Genomic DNA, 19,969 nt, shown 5'->3' on the forward strand with positions numbered 1-19,969 from the left:
GGGCTTATGGTTGATCGTCACGCTACTGTTGCCCTGGTCTGGGTCAATGCCGCCATTGCCGAGTGCCTGGGTGCTGCGCGCAAGGCGCTGGAGCATTTTGCCGCTGAACCGGGGGATATCGAGGTACTGGCCGACGTTGTCGAGCCGATACATCAGGTTGTGGGTTGTTTGCAGATGCTCGAATTGCAGGGGGCTGTGCTGCTGGCCGAGGAGGTGGAGCAACTAAGCTTGGCCTTGCAGCAACGGCGCGTGGCTGCCCGTGGTGAAGCGCTGGGCGCCTTGTTCCGGGGGCTGGATCAGTTACCCCTGTACCTGGAGCGTCTGCGTGCTGCCGGGCGTGACCTTCCGTTGGTGCTCCTGCCGCTGCTCAACCCATTGCGTACGGCTCGCGGTGCCGAGCCACTGCTGCAACCCCCGTTGAATGATGTGCCGCCGAGCGAGCCTGACGTTGCCCAGGGGCAAGGCAACCTGGAGTTGTCCCTGAGTGGGCTGCGCGACCGCTTGCAGATCGGCTCGGACCGTGATGCCTTGCGCTCGGTGGTCGCCGCTGTCTGTGAAGACTTGCGATGGGCCAAGGAGCGCCTGGACCTCTTTGTGCGCGGCGACCGTCAGCAGGTCGATGAGCTGGAGGCGCTGCTGGCGCCCTTGCGACAGACGGCCGATACCCTCGCGGTGCTTGGTTTTGGCCAGCCGCGCCGGGTCATCATCGATCAGGTTTCGGTCTTGCAGGGGCTGGCACGCGGGCAGCGCGCCCCGGACGATGCCGTATTGATGGATGTGGCGGGTGCGTTGCTGTATGTCGAGGCGACGCTGGCCGGCATGGTCGGTTCGATTGATTCGCCTGGGCAGGCCCAGCCGCCGGGTGCCGATCTGGCTGAAGTACGCCAAGTGGTCTTTGATGAATCTCATGGGGTGCTGCAGCAAGCCAAGGAACTGATCGCCGATGCCTTGGAGGGCGGTTGGGAGCGCCAGCGCCTGGAGCCATTGCCAGGGCTCTTCACGCAAGTTCGTGGTGCCCTGGCGATGCTCATGCTGCCGCGTGCGTCGCGCTTGTTGCGCTACTGTGGCGACTATGTCGAAAGCCGCTTGCTCGGCAGTGAGCAACTGCCGGATGCCAGTACCCTGGAGCCTTTCGCCGACGCCATCTGCAACCTTGAATGTTACCTGCAGTACCTGAGCGCTGATCCTCAGGCGCAGGTCGAGCGCTTCCTTGAGCAGGCTGAGCGTAGTTTCACGGTGCTGGGGTATGTGCTCGAGTCACCGCGTGTCGAGATGTCGGCACCGGTCGAGGCAGACGTCGCGACAATCGATGACGAGCTTCGCGAGGTGTTTCTCGAAGAGGCCGAGGATGTTCTTCAGCACTTGAATGAGCAGTGGGTCCAGTGGCGCAGTGATACGCGCCTGCGACCGGTGTTGGTCGAGCTGCGTCGAGGCTTTCATACCCTCAAGGGTAGCGGGCGGATGGTGCATGCAATGGTCGTGGCTGAACTGGCGTGGTCGGCAGAACATCTGCTTAACCGCATGCTCGAAGGCCGTGTGGCGCCGGGGGAGCCGGTACTGGCAAGCCTGGAACAGGCGTTGGCGCTGTTTCCAGCGTTACTGGCCGAGTACGCCGAAGGCCGGCCACTGATGAACGAGACGGTGGAGCAGTTATCACTGCACTTGCATGCCTTGGCCATGAACGATGTACCGCAGACCGACAACGCCGAGGCCATTGACCCGCAGTTGCTGGAGATCTTCCGCAATGAAGCGCAGGCCCATTTGGCCAGCCTTGATGCGTTCCTGCAGAGTGCCGATGAGCAACTGCCGCTGCCGGTCAGTGACGACCTGCAACGGGCCCTGCATACCCTCAAAGGCAGCGCGGCAATGGCGGGGGTGGTGCCGATTGCTGAGCTGGCGGCTGCCCTTGACCTGCTCGTACTTGAGTACAAGGCTCATCAATTGGGTGTTGATCTGGACGAGATCTACCTGCTGCAAACCGCTGATGCCTTGTTGCACCGGGGCCTGGAGCAGCTCGACAGCACACCGTTGGCACCGATCATGGGTGCCGAGCTGCTGATCGAACAGGTAGATCAGGCGGTGAAGACCCGTTTGCGGGCCTTGCTGGAGGCGCCTAGTGCAGGCCTGCGGGTCAAGCGTGACCCACAGTTGATTGCCAGCTTCCTGGCGCAGGGCATGGACATTCTGCTTGATGCCGAGTCGTTGCTGCTGCGTTGGCAGGAACACCCCGAGCAGCGTCAGGAGCTGAGCGCCCTGCTCGACGAATTGACCACGCTGGGGCAGAGCGCACACCTGGCGGACCTCTGGCAGGTGGATGAGCTCTGCGAGGCCTTGCTCGATCTCTACGGCGCTGTTGAGGAAAGCAGTGTTGTGGTCAGCCCGCGTTTCTTCGAGGAGGCGCAGCATGCCCATGAGGCGCTGATCGGCATGCTCGACCAGATCGCTGCGGGCCAGGAAGTTCAGGCCAGCCCTGAGCACCTGCACGCCTTGCGTGAACTGTTGGAGGAGGGGCTGGACCCTGCCGCCATGGGCCTGGTTCGTAGCGCCGGCGGGCAGTCGCAGGTGCATGAGTTGGGCGAGGCGACGGCGGCCCTGGCCGAGCAGTTACCCGACGAAACGCTGGTGCAACTGTTCCTCGAAGAGGCCGTGGATATTCTCGAGGGGGCTGATCAAACCCTGGCACGCTGGCGTGTCGAGCCTGAAAACAGCGCCGCGCTGTCATCGCTGCAACGCGATTGGCATACCCTCAACGGTGGCGCCCAGATGGCTGGCGTCAGTGCCGTAGCCGAACTGGCCCAGGCACTGGAAAGCTTCTATGAGGGCCTGGTGGATCGGCGTTTCAATGCATCGCCAGCGCTGTTTGAACTGCTGCTCGACAGTCACGCATTGTTGGCCCGGATGCTCGACCAGTTACAACAGGGCCAGATGCCGTTATCGGCGCTTGACGCGCTCACGGCATTGCGTGAGTTCCGCCAGGAGGACGCGGGGCCTGCGCCGGTTCAGCCGGTGACACAGAAGCCGGCAGAAGAGGGCGACAAGGAGCTGCTGGAGATTTTCCTGGAGGAAGGTTTCGATATCGTCGAAAGCTCTGGGGCAGCCTTGTTGCGCTGGCAGGCTGAGCCACGCAATACGCTGGAAGTGGAGAACCTGTTACGCGATCTGCACACCCTGAAAGGGGGCGCGCGGATGGTCGAGATCGCACCGATTGGCGACCTCGCCCATGAACTGGAGTTTCTGTTTGAGCAGTTGGCCGCCGGTCATCTTCAGCCCAGTGCGGCGCTGTTCAGCCTGCTGCAGAATTGCCATGACCGCCTGGCACACATGCTCGATGCCGTGCGCCTGCAGCAACCGCTGCCTGCCCCCACCGCACTGATCGACTACATCCGTAATTTCACCAGTGCTGCGGTCAGCGAAAGCCAACCACAAAGCGACAGCGTGGTAGCCGAGGCGCCTGCCCCGACGCCTGAACGACCGGCGGCCGACCAGGTGAAAGTGGCTGCTGAGCTGCTCGACGACCTGGGCAACCTCGCCGGTGAGAATTCAATCATTCGCGGGCGTATCGAGCAGCAGGTGAATGATGCGCAAACGGCCCTGGGTGAAATGGAAACCACGCTGGAGCGGATGCGTGACCTGTTGCGTCGGCTCGACAGCGAAACCCAGGGCCGCGCGCTCGGTGCGCAGCCGAGCGAAGGTGAGCCGCTGGGTTATGAAGAGTTCGACCCGCTGGAAATGGACCGTCACTCGCAATTGCAGCAGTTGTCCCGTGCGTTGTTTGAGTCGGCTTCGGACCTGCTCGACCTGAAAGAGACCTTGAGTATCCGCGCCCAAGAGGCGCAGACCCTGTTGCAGCAGCAGGCACGGGTGAATACCGACCTGCAGGAAGGTCTGATGAGCACCCGCATGGTGCCGTTCGAGCGCATGGTACCGCGCCTGCAGCGGGTGGTTCGCCAGGTCGCCAGCGAGTTGGGCAAACAGGTCGAGCTAGTGGTCGGCAATGCCGAAGGCGAGTTGGATCGCAGTGTGCTTGAGCGCATGGTCGCACCGTTGGAACACATGCTGCGCAACGCAGTCGACCATGGCCTGGAGCCCCGGGAGGTGCGCCTTGCCGCGGGCAAGCCGGAGCAAGGGCTGATTGCCTTGAACCTGCTGCATGAAGGTGCCGATATCGTCATCGAGATGTCGGACGACGGTGCCGGTGTGTCGTTGGAGGCCGTGCGCCGCAAGGCCATCAAGCGCGGGCTGCTGGACCCGGCCGCCGAGATCAGTGATCACGAGGTCATGCAGTTCATTTTGCAGCCAGGGTTCTCCACCGCTGAAAAAATCACCCAGATCTCCGGGCGAGGGCTGGGGATGGATGTGGTGCATGAGGAGGTCAAGCAACTGGGCGGGTCGATGATCATCGACTCGATCCCGGGTAAAGGTGCGCGCTTTCTGATTCGCTTGCCGTTTACCGTGTCGGTCAACCGGGCGTTGATGGTGCACAGTAGCGATGAGCAGTATGCGATCCCGCTGAACACCATCGAGGGTATCGTCCGGGTGCCTCCGGCCGAGCTCGAAGCCTGTTACCAGCTGGATCCTCCGCGTTATGAGTACGCTGGGCACCGTTATGAACTGCACTACCTGGGGGGGCTTCTGGAGGATCTGCCGCCACCTCGCTTGCTCGGCCAGACCCTGCCCCTGCCCGTGCTGTTGGTGCATTCTCAAGAACAGCAGTTTGCGGTTCAGGTCGATGCCCTGTCCGCCAGTCGCGAGATCGTGGTCAAGAGCCTGGGGCCGCAGTTCGCTTCGGTTCAAGGGCTGTCCGGGGCGACCATCCTGGGGGATGGGCGAGTGGTGCTGATTCTCGACTTGCTCGCCCAATTGCGCGCGCAGCAGTTGCGACCCGCCCAACTGCCAAGTGCCGAGCGTGGCTCACTGCATACGTTGGCCGAGCGTACCGTCATGCGCCCACCGCTGGTGTTGGTCGTGGATGACTCGGTGACTGTGCGCAAGGTCACTGGGCGCCTGCTTGAGCGCCACGGCATGAACGTCCTGACCGCCAAGGACGGCGTCGATGCCATGGCGTTGTTGCAGGAGCACCGCCCGGACGTGGTCTTGCTCGACATCGAAATGCCGCGCATGGATGGCTTCGAGGTCGCGACCCGGGTTCGTCAGGACCCGCGGCTCAAGGACCTGCCGATCATCATGATCACGTCGCGTACCGGGCAAAAGCACCGTGACCGGGCGATGGCCATTGGCGTGAATGAATACATGGGCAAGCCGTATCAAGAGTCGGTGCTGCTGCAGAGTATTGCCCAGTGGAGTGCGCACAATGCTTGAACAACCCGTCCGCAACGGGGGGCGTAGCAGCCTGACCGGTCTGCTATTGCCGCTGAGTGATCGCAGCCTGGTGTTGCCGAACGTCGCGGTGGCCGAGCTGATTGGCTATCGTCCTGGCATGCAGGTGTTGGAGGGTTTCGACTGGCACCTGGGGTGGATCGACTGGCGCAATCAGCGCTTGCCTCTGATCAGTTTCGAGGCCGCGTGTGGCGGCTCTACACAGGTGGGCGAGCGGGCACGGATCGTCGTGCTCAACTCGCTGGGCGACAGCCGCCTGCGTTTCATGGCGTTACTGGTGCAGGGCATCCCGCGCTCCTGCAAGTTGGACAGCCAGCTCAACTACGTTGATGTGCCGTTGGCCCCGCTGGAGTTGGCGGCCGTGCAGGTCGGTGAGTTGGTGGCGCGAGTGCCGGATCTGGTCGCCTTGGAGCGTCTACTACTAGAGGCGGGGGTGGTTTGAGGCGAATGCCTGTGTAGCATGAGCCTGCAAGAGGACCTTGGAGGGCAGCGCCACATGTACCATGGTGAACGCTTCAATGCATGGACCCACCTCGTCGGCGCGCTACTGGCCGCTGTCGGCGCGACATGGCTGATAGGGATTGCGGTACTGCAAGGCGACCCCTGGAAAATTGTCAGCCTGACGATCTACGGCTTCACCTTGCTGTTGCTGTACAGCATCTCCACGCTTTATCACAGCGTACGCGGCAAGGCCAAAACGGTCATGCGCAAGCTTGATCATCTGTCGATCTACCTGCTCATTGCGGGCAGTTACACGCCATTCTGCCTGGTCAGTTTGCGTGGCCCCTGGGGCTGGAGCCTGTTTGGCACCGTCTGGGGGCTGGCAGTGATCGGTATGCTGCAGGAAATCAAACCGCGCTCCGAGGCGCGGGTGATGTCGATCGTCATCTACGCGGTGATGGGATGGATCGTGCTGGTCGCGGTCAAGCCGCTACTGGCCAGCCTGGGCACTGCGGGGTTTGCCTGGCTGGCCGGTGGTGGGGCGTTCTACACCATCGGGATCATCTTCTTTGCCTATGACAGCCGCTTTCGCCATTGGCACGGCATTTGGCATCTGTTCGTGATCGCCGGCAGCCTGATGCATTTTGTCGCGGTGTTTTTCTACGTGCTTTAGAAATCACCCCACAGTTGTTGGGCAACGGCCAGTGCTACCACGGGTGCGGTTTCCGTGCGCAGTACCCGTGGGCCCAGGCGGGCGGCGTGAAATCCGGTGCTCTTGGCCTGTTCGACTTCCGCCTCCGAGAGGCCGCCTTCGGGGCCAATCAAAAAGGCCAGGTGCTCGGGTCTGGCGTGGCTGATCATTGGCTCGGCGACTGGGTGCAGGACCAGCTTCAGCGCTTCGTCGCGTTGCTTGAGCCAGTCGGCCAGCAGCATAGGGGCATGAATGACCGGCAGGCGTGAGCGACCGCACTGTTCACAGGCGCTGATCGCTACCTGGCGCCAGTGGGCCAGGCGCTTGTCGGCGCGCTCGTCCTTGAGGCGGACTTCACAGCGCTCGCTGACAATCGGGGTGATTTCGTTGGCACCCAACTCGGTGGCCTTCTGGATTGCCCAGTCCATCCGCTCGCCGCGTGACAGGCCTTGGCCCAGATGGACGTGCAGCATCGACTCGGCTTGGCCCGGCAGGGTTTCGCTGAGCACCACGCGTACGTTTTTCTTGCCGACTTCCAGCAGCTCGCCGAGGTATTCCTGGCCGCTGCCGTCAAACAGCTGTACAGCGTCGCCAGTGGCCATGCGCAGTACGCGGCCGATGTAATGGGCCTGGGCTTCAGGCAGGTCATGCTCGCCAAGGCTCAGCGGGGCATCAATGAAAAAACGGGACAGTCTCATGTCGGTCTCTGAATCAAAACGGGCGATTGGCGCATTGCTCACCCCCGAAGGCCGGTAGGGCCGGCCCCCAGGGTGTGCACTAGCCCGGATCGCGGAAGTCTGGGTGGAAGTTACTGGGCACGGCAACGCTCAGGCTGTCACGCGTGGCGATGTCGATGCCTTCACTGGCGACCTCGGCAAGGAAATCGATTTGTTCCGGGGTGATGACATACGGCGGCAGGAAGTACACCACGCTGCCCAGTGGGCGCAGCAGTGCGCCGCGGCTCAGCGCGTGCTCGAAGACTTTCAGGCCGCGCCGCTCCTGCCACGGGTAAGGCGTCTTGCTGGCCTTGTCCTGAACCATCTCGATGGCCAGGGTCATGCCCGTCTGGCGCACTTCGGCCACATGCGGATGATCGGCCAGGTGTGCCGTGGCGCTGGCCATGCGCTGGGCCAGGGCCTTGTTGTTCTCGATGACGTTGTCTTGCTCGAAGATATCCAGGGTCGCCAGGGCCGCCGCGCAGGCCAGCGGGTTGCCGGTATAGCTGTGCGAATGAAGGAACGCGCGCAGGGTCGGGTAATCGTCGTAGAACGCGTTGTACACCTGGTCGGTGGTCAGGCAGGCGGCCAGCGGCAGATAGCCGCCGGTCAGGGCCTTGGACAAGCAGAGGAAATCTGGCCGGATGCCGGCCTGCTCGCACGCGAACATCGTTCCGGTACGGCCGAAGCCTACGGCGATCTCGTCGTGGATCAGGTGAACCCCGTAGCGGTCACAGGCTTCGCGCAACAGCTTGAGGTACACCGGATGGTACATGCGCATGCCACCGGCACCCTGAATCAAGGGCTCGACAATGACTGCCGCGATGGTCGCATGGTGTTCGGCCAGGGTCTGCTCCATGGCCGCGAACATCGTGCGAGAATGCGCCTCCCAACTGACCCCTTCTGGGCGCAAATAGCAGTCTGGGCTTGGTACTTTGATCGTATCGAGCAACAGCGCCTTGTAGGTTTCGGTGAACAGCGGGACGTCACCGACCGACATGGCCGCGATGGTTTCGCCGTGGTAGCTGTTGCTCAGGGTGACGAAGCGCTTTTTCTCCGGCTGGCCTTGGTTCAGCCAGTAGTGAAAGCTCATTTTCAGTGCGACTTCGATGCAGGAAGACCCATTATCGGCGTAAAAACACCGATTGAGTCCGTCAGGCGTGAGCTTGACCAGGCGCTCTGAAAGTTCGATGACCGGTTGATGACTGAAACCGGCCAGAATCACGTGCTCAAGTTGATCGACCTGATCCTTGATGCGCTGGTTGATGCGTGGGTTGGCATGGCCAAACACATTCACCCACCAGGAACTGACCGCATCCAGGTAGCGTTTGCCTTCAAAATCTTCGAGCCAGACGCCTTCGCCGCGCTTGATCGGGATCAGCGGCAGTTGCTCGTGGTCTTTCATCTGGGTGCAGGGGTGCCACAGGACCTTGAGGTCACGTTGCATCCACTGTTGATTCAGGCCCATCGGCTCTCTCCTGGCGATGCGTATTCGGGTATGCGCGCAAGCCTATGCAAAGCGTTGGAGGAGAACAACCCATAGTGCGTGATCCTGCCCTGGCTCGCTGGCGAGGCCGACCATGCTGGCGTATCCTTCACGCAGCTTTCTTGGGGTGCTCACCCCCACTTTTATCTGCCTTTGATCCGGAGTTCGCCAAATGTCTGCTGGTTGGCTGCGCGCGTGCGCGTTAGTAATGATTGGGCTGTTCAGTACGGGGGCATTGGCGGCCGCCAAGCAGCCGACGGCGATTGTCGTCGGCGGTGGCCTGGCGGGCCTGACCGCTGCCTATGAATTGCAAAGCAAGGGCTGGCAGGTGACCTTGCTGGAAGCCAAACCCAGCATGGGTGGGCGTTCAGGCCTGGCCACCAGCGAGTGGATTGGCAACAGCAAGGCACAGCCGATCCTCAACAAGTACCTGGACACCTTCAAGCTCAGCACCCTGCCGGCGCCTGAGTTCGTTCGTACGCCGGGCTACCTGATCGATGGCGAATACTTCAGCGCCGCTGACCTGGCAACCAAGCAGCCGGCCACCGCCGAGGCCATCAAGCGTTATGAGAAAACCCTCGACGACCTGGCCCGTTCGATCAACGATCCGGAAAACCCGGCGGGCAATAGCACCCTGTTCGCCCTGGATCAGATGAACGTCGCCACCTGGCTGGACAAACTGCAACTGCCGACTACCGCGCGGCAGTTGATCAACCAGCAGATCCGTACCCGCTATGACGAACCATCGCGCCTGTCGCTGTTGTATTTCGCCCAGCAGAATCGAGTCTACCGTGGCGTCAACGACCGTGACCTGCGTGCCGCCCGCCTGCCTGGCGGCAGCCCGGTATTGGCCCAGGCGTTCGTCAAACAGCTGAAAACCATCAAGACCAGTTCGCCGGTCACGGCGATCAGCCAAGACAAAGACGGTGTTACCGTCAAGGTTGGCAGCGTCGGTTACCAGGCGGATTACGTGGTCCTGGCCGTGCCATTGCGGGCGTTGGCCAAGATCCAAATGACGCCGGGCCTGGACAACCTGCACCTGGCGGCGATCAAGGGCACCAACTACGGCTGGCGCGATCAGCTGATGCTGAAGTTCAAGACGCCAGTCTGGGAAAGCCGTGCGCGGATGTCCGGTGAAATCTACAGCAACACCGGCCTTGGCATGCTCTGGATCGAACCTGCGCTGAAGGGCGGTGCCAACGTAGTGATCAACCTGTCGGGTGACAACGCTCGCCTGCTTCAGGCGTTCGGCGACAAACAGATGGTCGATCAGGTGTTGATCCGCCTGCACGCGTTTTATCCACAGGCGCGAGGAGCGTTTACCGGCTATGAGGTGCGTCGTTACAGCACCGACGCGGGTACTGGCGGCTCCTACCTGGCGTTTGGTCCGGGGCAGATCAGCAAGTACTGGCGCCTGTGGGAGCGCCCTATGCAGCGCATCGCCTTCGCGGGTGAGCACACCGATGCGCTGTACCCCGGCACGCTCGAAGGTGCTCTGCGCAGCGGTCAGCGCGCGGCCAACCAGGTACAGGACCTGGCGGCGGGTAAAACCGTCGACCCGCTTAAAGCCGCAGCCGTTGGCGCTGCAGCTGCAACGGCAGGCGCCGTCGCGGCCAAGGAGAGCAAGCCAGGCTTCTTCTCGCGCCTGTTCGGTGGCGCTGACAAACCGGCAGCACCACCTGCGGTGAAGGCTGTGCAGGCTGCTCCAGCGCCGGCTCCAGTGGCTGCACCTGCCCCAGTGGCGCCGCCTGTGGCTCCTGTAGCAAAAGAGGAACCGGCCAAGGTTGCGCCCGCCAAGGCTGCCCCTGCCAAGGCTACGCCGTCGAAGAAGCCGGTAGCCAAGAAGACAGCAGCCAAGCCGGCACCGGTGAAAAAAACCGCTGCCAAGGCTGAGCCCGTGAAGAAAAAGACCACCAACACTCAGGCCAGCGCTCAGTAGCCTGATACCGGTGTAGCGGCCGGCTCGTTCAAGAGCCGGCCTTGCTGGCAATCCCCATGCCGGCCTCGTTCTGATGCCTCTCCACACCCGTTGCCATTAGCGCTAGTGCCTAGCGTTAATCTTTCCTTAATGCCAGCGTTCCACGCTAACAATCGTTTTTCTCGATATTTCAAAGCGAAATTTTCCGCTTTAATTCGATAGATAACTCGTTAGTCTTGGCAACAGTTCTTACAGGGAAATTCGGCAATGCAGTTGCGAAACTCATCTTCTCGCTATGGCTTGGTCAGTGTTGTCATGCACTGGGGCGTGGCATTGGCAGTGTTCGGCCTGTTCGGCCTGGGCCTATGGATGGTCGGCCTTGATTACTACAGCGCCTGGCGTCACATCGCGCCCGATCTGCACAAGAGTATCGGCTTGACTGTGTTGGCGATCATGTTGCTAAGGGTCATTTGGCGCTTTGTCAGCCCACCACCGCCGACGTTGGCCAGTTACAGCACATTTACCCGGGTTTCTGCCAAGGCTGGCCACAGTCTCCTCTATCTGGGCCTGTTCGCTGTTCTGATCAGTGGCTACCTGATCTCCACCGCGGATGGCGTGGGCATTCCGGTATTCGGCCTGTTTGAGGTGCCGGCATTGCTCAGCAATCTGCCTGATCAGGCGGACCTTGCCGGCGAAATCCACTTCTACGTGGCATGGGGCGTGGTGATCTTTGCCGGTTTGCATGCCCTGGCGGCGTTTAAACACCACTTTATAGACCGTGACGCGACCCTTGTCCGCATGCTGGGCCGCAAAGCTTGATGTTCAACCTAACCTGCAAAAAGGATACAGACGCATGTTGAAAAAGACTTTTGCCGCACTGGCGCTTGGTACTGCACTGCTGTCGGCTGGTCAGGCCATGGCTGCTGATTACAAAATCGACAAAGAAGGCCAGCACGCTTTCGTCGACTGGAAAATCAGCCACCTTGGCTACAGTTTCATCCATGGCACCTTCAAGGATTTTGACGGTACCTTCAGCTGGGACAGCGCCAAGCCAGAAGCCAGCAAAATTGCCGTTGACCTGAAAACCGCCAGCCTCGACAGCAACCATGCCGAGCGTGACAAGCACATCCGCAGCAAGGACTTCCTCGACGTCAGCAAATTCCCTGATGCCAAGTTCGTCTCTACCAGCGTCAAGTCGACCGGTGAAAAAACTGCTGATGTCGCGGGTGACCTGACCCTGCACGGCGTGACCAAGCCGGTAGTGTTCAAGGCAACCTTCAACGGCGAAGGCAAAGACCCATGGGGCGGCGAGCGTGCTGGCTTCAATGCCACCACTACGCTGAACCTGAACGATTTCGGCATCAAGGGCCCGGGCCCAGCTTCGCAGACCCTGGACCTGGACATCTCGCTGGAAGGCGTGAAGCAGAAGTAATCGGGTTACTGCACCAACAAAAACGCCGCCCCATGGGGCGGCGTTTTTGTTGGCGTCTGAATCAGCGGTTACGCGTCAGCAGCGCCGGTTTTTCGCCACGTGGACGGCTTGGCAGTTGTTCCAGCTGCTCGGCGGTCGGGAAGCGATCCACTTTGGATTCCTTGTGGATGATCTTCGGTTGCGGCTGACCTTCACGAGGGTTGCGTACGGCCGGTTCCTGGCGCGAAGACTCTTCGCGGGCAGGGCGACGGTTGCGGTTGGCACCGTCACGGCGTGGCTGGCCGTCACGGCCACCCGAGCCCGCACCGTTACGTGCACCGCCACGCTTCTCGCCGTTGGCGCCTGCATTGGCTGCACCACCGCTACGAGGGTTGTTGCTTCGGCCCTGGCCACCGCGTGGCTGGGCAGCCCCGCCGTTGCTGCTGGCCGGAGCGCCTGGGCGACGGTTACGGCCCTGGCCACCCTTGTTCTGGTAAGGGCTGACGTAGTCGGCACGGTTGCCAAAATTATCGACTTCGTCGTCCAGGAATTCTTCCGGATCGCGGTTGGCGGGCACTGGAGGAATAGCCGATTGGCCAGCGGCTTGAGCCGGGCGCGGTTTCTTGTCGCGTGGCTTGCGTTCCTGGCGTCCACCAGCGGCCTTTTCAGCGGACTTCTCGCCGGCCTTGTCCTTTTCCTTGCCTTTATCCTTACCCTTGTCCTTGCGGCCACCGCTGCCGGTGTTGGTGCCATCGGCACGCTGGCCACGGCCAGTGCGAGGGGTGTTTTGTGGACGCTCGCGGGTTTCGGGTTTCTCGGCCTCAATGGCCGAAGCATCAAAGCCCATCAGGTCGCCGTCGGCGATTTTCTGGCGGGTAACGCGCTCGATGCTCTTGAGCAGTTTCTCTTCGTCGGGTGCGACCAGCGAGATGGCCTCGCCCGAGCGACCGGCACGACCGGTACGGCCGATGCGGTGTACGTAGTCCTCTTCAACGTTCGGCAACTCGAAGTTGACTACGTGAGGCAGTTGATCGATGTCCAGGCCGCGCGCGGCGATGTCGGTGGCAACCATGACCCGTACAGTGCCGGCCTTGAAGTCGGCCAAGGCTTTGGTGCGGGCATTCTGGCTCTTGTTGCCATGGATGGCGGCGGCGGTCAGGCCGTGCTTCTCCAGGTACTCGGCCAGGCGGTTGGCGCCATGCTTGGTGCGGGTGAAGACCAGTACCTGTTCCCAGGCGCCGACGGTGATCAAGTGGGCCAGCAGCGCACGCTTGTGGCCGGCCGGCAGGCGATAGACCCGCTGCTCGATCCGCTCGACGGTAGTGTTCGGCGGGGTGACCTCGATACGCTCCGGGTTGTGCAGGAGCTTGTCGGCGAGGTCGGTGATGTCTTTGGAGAAGGTGGCCGAGAACAGCAGGTTCTGGCGCTTGGCCGGCAAGCGGGCCAGGACCTTCTTCACATCGTGGATGAAGCCCATGTCGAGCATGCGGTCGGCTTCGTCCAGCACCAAGGTTTCGACGTGCGACAGGTCGACGCTGCCTTGACCGGCGAGGTCCAGCAGGCGGCCAGGGCAGGCCACCAGTACATCGACACCGCGGGCCATGGCTTGCACCTGCGGGTTCATGCCAACACCACCGAAGATGCACGCGCTGATGAAATTCAGGTCACGGGCATAGGTTTTGAAGCTGTCGTGTACCTGTGCGGCCAGTTCACGGGTTGGCGTCAGCACCAGAACACGTGGTTGGCGCGGGCCGTGACGCTGGGATTTGTCGGGGTGGCCGCCGGGAAACAGGCGTTCAAGGATTGGCAGCGCGAAACCGCCGGTTTTGCCAGTACCTGTCTGCGCCGCCACCATCAGGTCGCGACCTTGCAACACGGCGGGAATCGCCCGCTGTTGCACCGGAGTGGGCTGGGTATAGCCCGCAGCCTCGATAGCGCGGACTAGAGCCTCGGAGAGACCGAGGGAAGCAAAGGACATGAGAAATCCTGTTCTAGTGGGGGCTGAGCCCATTGGGATGATCTTGCCTGGCGCGACGGGCATCTGCAGATGCTATCGCGTCCGGTCCTGCTTGGCCTTCAATGTGCATCCGGGAGCGGCGAACGGGTGTCTAAACGCGCCGTTCTACCGGTCAGGATGGCTGTTTCAAGGTCGAGCGTCCGGGCGTAAGCCTGGCGGGAATGCCCGAGTATAACAGAGCATTCAGTGAGTGCTGCGTTCCTGCTGCTCAACGGCGGGCTGATTTTTTATTGCGGCACTGTCATAACGAGCTGACAGCGCGGCATAGGCAGGCTCCTTCTTGAAGCGCCGTAGCTCAGCCGCGAAGCGTTGCGCCAGCAGGTCCATGCCGACATTTCGACGTACGGCGAGGTACTGATGCTGTTGGCTGACGACCAAGGGCAGCTCACCGACCTCCTGCTCCAGGCCCAGGGTGGCAATCAGGTAGCGGCCGACCCGACGATCAGTGATCAGCAGGTCAATACGGCCAAGTTGCAGTTTGCCGAAGTTGGCCTCGTGGCTGGGGGCGGGCTCGCGGTTGAACGCGGTTGACTCCGTGAAGGTCGGGTCGTAGGTGTAGCCGGGCGAAGTGCCGACAGTAAGCCCCTTGAGGTCGTCCAGGCTGTTCACCACGTGCGGGCGGGCCTTGGCATAGAACAGCGCGAACTCGACGGTCGACAGCGGTTCGCTGGGGTAAAACAGCAGGCTGTCACGCTGACGGGTCTGGAAAATATCCAGCACGCCGTCTGCCTGCCCCTGTTCCAGCATGTTCAGGCAGCGCTTCCAGGGCAGGAACTGCCACTCCACCTCGACACCCAGGCGCCTGAAGACTTCGGCCGTCACCTCGTAGTCGATCCCCTTGATCTGCTCTCCTTCCTGGTAGGCATAGGGTGGCCAAGGGTCGGTAACAATACGCAGCTTTTCGCCCAGGGCGAAAGTGCTCAGGCAAGCTAGAAACAGCGCTGTCAGTAGACGGGCGAAATCGAACATGTCGGCAGAGTACGACGACCGGTTCAGGATGACCAGTGGTGACTGCGTCTGGATTCAGTCCTGCAGCTTCAGCAGCAGGTGCTGTTGAACGCTTGGGTGCTGTTTGCCCAGTGCCAGACGCAGCGCCGGTTGCTGCAGCCAGCTCATCAACTGTTCGCGGGTCAATGTTCGGCCAAGGCGCGCCTGGACGTTCTCCAGGGCCTTGTCCCACCAGGCTGAACCGCAGGCGCGGTCGAACTCGTTGGGGTAGGCATAGCAGCCATACAGCAGTTCACGGAGGAACTGGCGTTGTTGTTCGGGCAGTGCGAGGCTCACGGTCTTGTACAGCATGCGTTGCAGTGCGGGCGGCCGTGGCAGCTTTGCGTTGACATGTGGTATGTCGGCCATGGCTTCAGGGCTGAGTGGTGCGTCGCCGTGTTTGCGCAGCCATGCCTGGATCTTGGCCCTGAACAGTTGCTTGCGGCTCCAATAGTGATGGATCAGGTCAGGGCATTCGTTGACCTTCATTGAGCGGTAAGCCGCCACTGCCAGGCAGAACTCTTCCAGCGTATAGGCGCCTTTGGCCTGCAGGTAGAACTCATCCATGTAGGCGATCGAGCGATCAAGCAGTGCTGCGTCGCTACAGTGCAAGCCCATCACCCCTGAGTTCAGCAGCGGCATCTGGTCGTCTGCCAGATCGCGGCTGCGCAGTACCGTGGCGAGTGCCTCATACAGTGGCGCTTTGGGGTCATCGCCGTAGTGGCCGCCTATGGCATTACACAGCAAGGTACCCGGTGCTATGCGTCGAAACAGTTCAATCGGAGAGCGATGGAAGAACGTATCGGTGTCGATCAGCAGCGCCAGTTCATGCTGCTCCAGCACCTGACGCAGCACGACATGTTTGCTGCGGAAATGATAACCATGGGGCTGGTTCCACTGCGTGCGGGTTTCTGCATCCAGTGTGTGGACCGTAACGGGCAGGTGACGGTATGGCTCAGGGTCATCACTGAAAACCTGTATATCAATAGCTTCGCCAGGTGTCTTGCGCAGATTGGTCAAGGCGCTGGCAATACTGAACTGGGCTTCCTGGTGGTATGTGGGGGCACCGAACACCAGGTAAACCAGTTGCGGTCGTTGAGAAGCTAGAGACATAGGCAGGGTGACAGTCCAATAGTCCAATAGAGAAAAGCACAAAGGTGCCCTAGCCTAGGCTAGAGCACCTTCAAGTTCAAATAATCGCGAGCGTGCAGTGCACTGGAAAGCGGCGCGAACGCCGCTTCGGTCAGCGTGGCAGCTTGAGGTTGTTCCAGATTGCCAGGCTTGGTTCGGCCTGGTTCAGGGTGTAGAAGTGCAGGCCCGGTGCGCCGCCTTGCAGCAGTTGCTCGCACATGCGGGTAATCACTTCTTCGCCGAAGGCCTGGATGCTCTTCGCGTCGTCGCCATAGGCTTCCAGCTGCTTGCGGATCCAGCGTGGAATCTCGGCGCCGCAGGCGTCGGAGAAGCGTGCCAGCTTGCTGTAGTTGGTGATGGGCATGATGCCCGGCACTACAGGGATATCGACGCCCAGTTGCTGCACGCGCTCGACGAAGTAGAAGTAGCTGTCGGCGTTGAAGAAGTACTGGGTGATGGCGCTGTCCGCACCCGCCTGGACCTTGCGTGCAAAGTTGGCGAGGTCGTCCTCGAAGTTGCGCGCTTGCGGGTGCATTTCAGGGTAAGCAGCGACTTCGATGTGGAAGTGATCGCCACTTTCCTTGCGAATGAACTCAACCAGGTCATTGGCGTGACGCAACTCGCCGCTGGCCATGCCCATGCCGGACGGCAGGTCGCCGCGCAGGGCAACGATGCGCTTGATGCCCGCAGCCTTGTACTGGGCGAGCAGGGTGCGCAGGTCGTTTGTGCTGTCGCCAACGCACGACAAGTGCGGGGCGGCAGGGACTTTTACTTCGCTCTCCAGCTGCAGCACGGTGTTGAGCGTGCGGTCGCGGGTCGAGCCACCGGCACCGTAGGTGCAGGAGAAAAAGTCGGGGTTGTAGGTAGCCAGCTGACGGGCAGTGGCGAGCAGTTTTTCATGTCCAGCATCGGTCTTGGTCGGGAAGAACTCGAAGCTGTAGCGACGTTCCTGAGACATGGCGAAATCCTGGTAAACCGATCAAGCAAGCCGCCCAAACGGTGCGGCTCAAGAAAAAGCCGGTGACGCTTGAGAGCGGCACCGGCTTTGGCCCATCAGTAGCGATAGGCGTGTGGCTTGAACGGACCTTCGACGGACACGCCGATGTACTCGGCCTGCTGCTGGGTCAGTTGAGTGACCACACCGCCGAAGCCGCGGACCATTTCCAGGGCTACTTCTTCGTCGAGTTTCTTCGGCAGCACTTCAACGGTCAGGCGCTCGGCTTTCTCGGCTGGCGACAGGTTGGCGAACTGCTGTTCGAACAGGAAGATCTGGGCCAGGACCTGGTTGGCGAACGAACCGTCCATGATGCGGCTTGGGTGACCGGTGGCGTTGCCCAGGTTTACCAGGCGGCCTTCGGCCAGCAGGATCAGGTAGTCGTCGTTCTGTGGGTCGAAGTCGCCGTGGCCGGTGCGGTGTACCTTGTGCACCTGCGGCTTGACCTCTTCCCATGCCCAGTTCTTGCGCATGAACGCGGTATCGATTTCGTTATCGAAGTGGCCGATGTTGCACACCACGGCGCGCTTCTTCAGGGCCTTGAGCATGTTGGCGTCGCAGACGTTGACGTTACCGGTGGTGGTAACGATCAGGTCGATCTTGCCCAGCAGGTCGCTGTCGATGCAGGCTTCGGTGCCGGTGTTGATGCCGCCCTTGAATGGCGAAACCAGTTCGAAACCGTCCATGCAGGCTTGCATGGCGCAGATCGGGTCGACTTCGGTGACCTTGACGATCATGCCTTCCTGACGCAGGGACTGAGCCGAACCCTTGCCCACGTCACCGTAGCCGATGACCAGGGCTTGCTTGCCCGACAGCAGGTGGTCGGTGCCGCGCTTGATCGCATCGTTCAGGCTGTGACGGCAGCCGTACTTGTTGTCGTTCTTGCTCTTGGTGACCGAGTCGTTGACGTTGATGGCCGGGACTTTCAGTTCGCCCTTGGCCAGCATGTCGAGCAGGCGGTGTACGCCGGTGGTGGTTTCTTCGGTCACACCGTGGATTTTTTCCAGCATGGCCGGGTATTTCTTGTGCAGGATTTCGGTCAGGTCACCACCGTCGTCCAGCACCATGTTGGCGTCCCATGGCTGACCGTCCTTGAGGATGGTCTGCTCGATGCACCACTCGTACTCTTCTTCAGTCTCGCCTTTCCAGGCGAATACAGGGATGCCGGCAGCAGCGATGGCAGCGGCAGCCTGGTCCTGAGTGGAGAAAATGTTGCAGGACGACCAGCGTACCTCGGCACCCAGGGCAACCAGGGTTTCGATCAGCACGGCAGTCTGAATGGTCATGTGGATGCAGCCGAGAATCTTGGCACCTTTGAGCGGTTGCTCTTCCAGGTACTTGCGGCGCAGGCCCATCAGTGCAGGCATTTCCGATTCGGCGATGATTACCTCGCGGCGGCCCCAGGCGGCCAGGGAGATGTCAGCAACTTTAAAATCGGTAAAACCTGCAGGCGTGTTTACAGCGCTCATTGAGAGCCTCCATTCGTAAGGTGCGAATGGGCGCCGTTGTGCGTTTTAGTGTCTGCAGGCAAGCCTTGCAGGACAACGCCCCATCCGAGCCTGACAGGATGAACCTGCTGCAGCGCCCCTCGGATGGGTGGCGGGAACGGTATCAAGTGCAGATGACCGTTATGAAACGATGGCGATTATAGCCATGCCGAGGCTCCTACCCAAGGCTTTCTGTCGATTAATCGAGACCATAGTCGAGGTTAAATGGAGCCGGTGCGCTGGCTCTGCCATGATTAGCGGCATCGATTGGTAAGCAAGGTCAGGAGTACAGATGAATTTCCACACTCGCAAATGGGTAAAGCCTGAAGATCTCAACCCTAACGGCACCCTGTTCGGCGGCAGCCTGCTGCGCTGGATCGACGAGGAAGCGGCGATCTACGCTATCGTCCAGTTGGGCAACCAGCGTGTGGTGACCAAGTACATGTCGGAGATCAACTTCGTCAGTGCTTCGCGCCAGGGCGACATCATCGAGCTGGGTATCACCGCGACCGAGTTTGGCCGCACCTCCATTACCCTCAAGTGTGAAGTGCGCAACAAGATTACCCGCAAGAGCATCCTCACCGTCGACAAGATGGTCTTCGTCAACCTTGGTGAGGACGGCTTGCCGGCACCGCACGGGCGCACCGAAATCAAGTACATGAAGGATCAGTTCGACACCGAGGTCAAATAAGCATTCATGCTGGCGGCTCGACCGTAAGGCCTCAGGAGGGCTGCGTGTAGCGGCTTTCCAGGCTGTCGAGCAGCGAATCGATGATGCCTTTGGCCATTTCCACTGAATGCAGGGTCGATTGGGCAAAACCACGGCCCGGCTCCTTGCAATACTCAACCATGAGCGGGCCGGTCTGGCTGGCGCACTTCAGGTACAGCGAGGCATGCACCAGTGCGTCCTCGACACTGATGCCCGGCCGCACCGCAAAGAGCTGAGGGTGCCCGGCATCGCACAGGCCGAATGGTTTCTCGGTGGTTTTGAGTTCGTGGAATTCGGGTGGATCGGGAACGATTTTTTTCATTACGTAGCTCCGTGATGAATGAAGCCGCCACGTAATGGTCGCCAAACGCATAGGGTGGCAGCTGTACGCAGGTTGGCGAACCGGAACACGGAGCAACCCGGCAGGGCCTGAGCCCTCCCGCGCACAGCTGCCATAAAGATGAGGCAGAGTTGCTCCACGATGCCGGGTCGCCAAACCCGATCGCTGATGTGTCAGCGACCTACCGAGCCTAGTGGCGAGTTTCCCGGGGAGCAATCATCCCTGAAACGACAGAATTCGTAGGATATGTCCTAGGACCACCCGGCAGCCAGAGTGCCCTGTCATGGCGGCGCATTTTCGGCGC

Annotated in this window: 15 protein-coding genes and 1 riboswitch; of the genes, 7 read left to right on the forward strand and 8 right to left on the reverse strand. The window is 61.1% G+C overall.

Annotated elements, in window-relative coordinates; all coding sequences use genetic code 11:
* Positions 1-6 precede the first annotated feature (6 nt).
* Genes CS390_RS02210 through CS390_RS02220 form a run of 3 tightly spaced genes read left to right on the forward strand, consistent with a single transcriptional unit; the run spans position 7 to position 6,451 of the window.
* The gene (locus tag CS390_RS02210; protein WP_099773371.1) at positions 7-5,319 is read left to right on the forward strand and encodes an Hpt domain-containing protein; all 5,313 of its coding nucleotides are present in this window, start codon (positions 7-9) and stop codon (positions 5,317-5,319) included.
* Positions 5,312-5,779, forward strand: coding sequence for a chemotaxis protein CheW (locus tag CS390_RS02215; protein ID WP_065761326.1), 468 nt, complete (start codon positions 5,312-5,314; stop codon positions 5,777-5,779). The genes CS390_RS02210 and CS390_RS02215 overlap by 8 nt, the downstream gene beginning before the upstream one ends.
* 54 nt (positions 5,780-5,833) lie before the next feature.
* A complete protein-coding gene (locus CS390_RS02220; RefSeq protein ID WP_065761334.1) occupies positions 5,834-6,451 on the forward strand; it encodes a hemolysin III family protein in 618 nt (205 codons plus the stop codon).
* On the opposite strand, the gene CS390_RS02225 is transcribed toward CS390_RS02220, so the two are convergent.
* Positions 6,448-7,167, reverse strand: coding sequence for a 16S rRNA (uracil(1498)-N(3))-methyltransferase (locus CS390_RS02225; RefSeq protein WP_099773372.1), 720 nt, complete (start codon positions 7,165-7,167; stop codon positions 6,448-6,450). The genes CS390_RS02220 and CS390_RS02225 overlap by 4 nt on opposite strands.
* A gap of 79 nt (positions 7,168-7,246) precedes the next feature.
* Positions 7,247-8,653 carry an adenosylmethionine--8-amino-7-oxononanoate transaminase gene (locus CS390_RS02230; RefSeq protein ID WP_099773373.1) on the reverse strand — a complete coding sequence of 469 codons (1,407 nt, stop codon included), beginning with the start codon at positions 8,651-8,653 and terminating at the stop codon, positions 7,247-7,249.
* Between the two features lie 190 nt (positions 8,654-8,843).
* Between CS390_RS02230 and CS390_RS02235 the strand changes: the two genes are divergently transcribed.
* The 3 genes from CS390_RS02235 to CS390_RS02245 all read left to right on the forward strand — a co-directional run bounded on the left by CS390_RS02235 (position 8,844) and on the right by CS390_RS02245 (position 12,021).
* Positions 8,844-10,610 carry a flavin monoamine oxidase family protein gene (locus tag CS390_RS02235; RefSeq protein WP_065761323.1) on the forward strand — a complete coding sequence of 589 codons (1,767 nt, stop codon included), beginning with the start codon at positions 8,844-8,846 and terminating at the stop codon, positions 10,608-10,610.
* 246 nt (positions 10,611-10,856) lie between these two features.
* Positions 10,857-11,408, forward strand: a complete 552-nt coding sequence (locus CS390_RS02240) for a cytochrome b (protein ID WP_099773374.1) — start codon at positions 10,857-10,859, stop codon at positions 11,406-11,408.
* A gap of 34 nt (positions 11,409-11,442) precedes the next feature.
* On the forward strand, positions 11,443-12,021 hold the full coding sequence (locus CS390_RS02245; protein WP_099773375.1) for a YceI family protein: 579 nt from the start codon (positions 11,443-11,445) through the stop codon (positions 12,019-12,021).
* A gap of 61 nt (positions 12,022-12,082) precedes the next feature.
* Here CS390_RS02245 and CS390_RS02250 read toward each other — a convergent pair whose 3' ends face one another.
* The 5 genes from CS390_RS02250 to ahcY all read right to left on the reverse strand — a co-directional run bounded on the left by CS390_RS02250 (position 12,083) and on the right by ahcY (position 18,598).
* The gene (locus CS390_RS02250; RefSeq protein ID WP_099773376.1) at positions 12,083-13,978 is read right to left on the reverse strand and encodes a DEAD/DEAH box helicase; all 1,896 of its coding nucleotides are present in this window, start codon (positions 13,976-13,978) and stop codon (positions 12,083-12,085) included.
* A 222-nt stretch (positions 13,979-14,200) separates the two neighbouring features.
* Positions 14,201-14,986: an ABC transporter substrate-binding protein gene (locus CS390_RS02255; RefSeq protein ID WP_099773377.1), complete on the reverse strand. Its 786-nt coding sequence runs from the start codon at positions 14,984-14,986 to the stop codon at positions 14,201-14,203.
* Between the two features lie 54 nt (positions 14,987-15,040).
* Entirely contained in the window at positions 15,041-16,117 is a 1,077-nt protein-coding gene (locus CS390_RS02260) for a hypothetical protein (RefSeq protein WP_099773378.1), read from the reverse strand.
* 130 nt (positions 16,118-16,247) lie between these two features.
* Positions 16,248-17,093: a methylenetetrahydrofolate reductase [NAD(P)H] gene (metF, locus tag CS390_RS02265; protein WP_099773379.1), complete on the reverse strand. Its 846-nt coding sequence runs from the start codon at positions 17,091-17,093 to the stop codon at positions 16,248-16,250.
* Positions 17,094-17,188: 95 nt separating this feature from the next.
* Positions 17,189-18,598 (reverse strand): adenosylhomocysteinase, encoded by a 1,410-nt coding sequence (gene ahcY / locus CS390_RS02270; RefSeq protein ID WP_065761754.1) that lies wholly within the window; start codon positions 18,596-18,598, stop codon positions 17,189-17,191.
* Between the two features lie 21 nt (positions 18,599-18,619).
* Positions 18,620-18,725, reverse strand: a riboswitch (S-adenosyl-L-homocysteine riboswitch).
* A 183-nt stretch (positions 18,726-18,908) separates the two neighbouring features.
* Between ahcY and CS390_RS02275 the strand changes: the two genes are divergently transcribed.
* The gene (locus tag CS390_RS02275) at positions 18,909-19,307 is read left to right on the forward strand and encodes an acyl-CoA thioesterase (protein ID WP_065761755.1); all 399 of its coding nucleotides are present in this window, start codon (positions 18,909-18,911) and stop codon (positions 19,305-19,307) included.
* Positions 19,308-19,338: 31 nt separating this feature from the next.
* On the opposite strand, the gene CS390_RS02280 is transcribed toward CS390_RS02275, so the two are convergent.
* Positions 19,339-19,647: a DUF3077 domain-containing protein gene (locus CS390_RS02280; protein WP_099773380.1), complete on the reverse strand. Its 309-nt coding sequence runs from the start codon at positions 19,645-19,647 to the stop codon at positions 19,339-19,341.
* Positions 19,648-19,969: the final 322 nt, after the last annotated feature.

The organism is Pseudomonas sp. HLS-6 (genome assembly GCF_002753995.1).
GTDB classification, from domain to species: Bacteria; Pseudomonadota; Gammaproteobacteria; order Pseudomonadales; family Pseudomonadaceae; genus Aquipseudomonas; species Aquipseudomonas defluvii.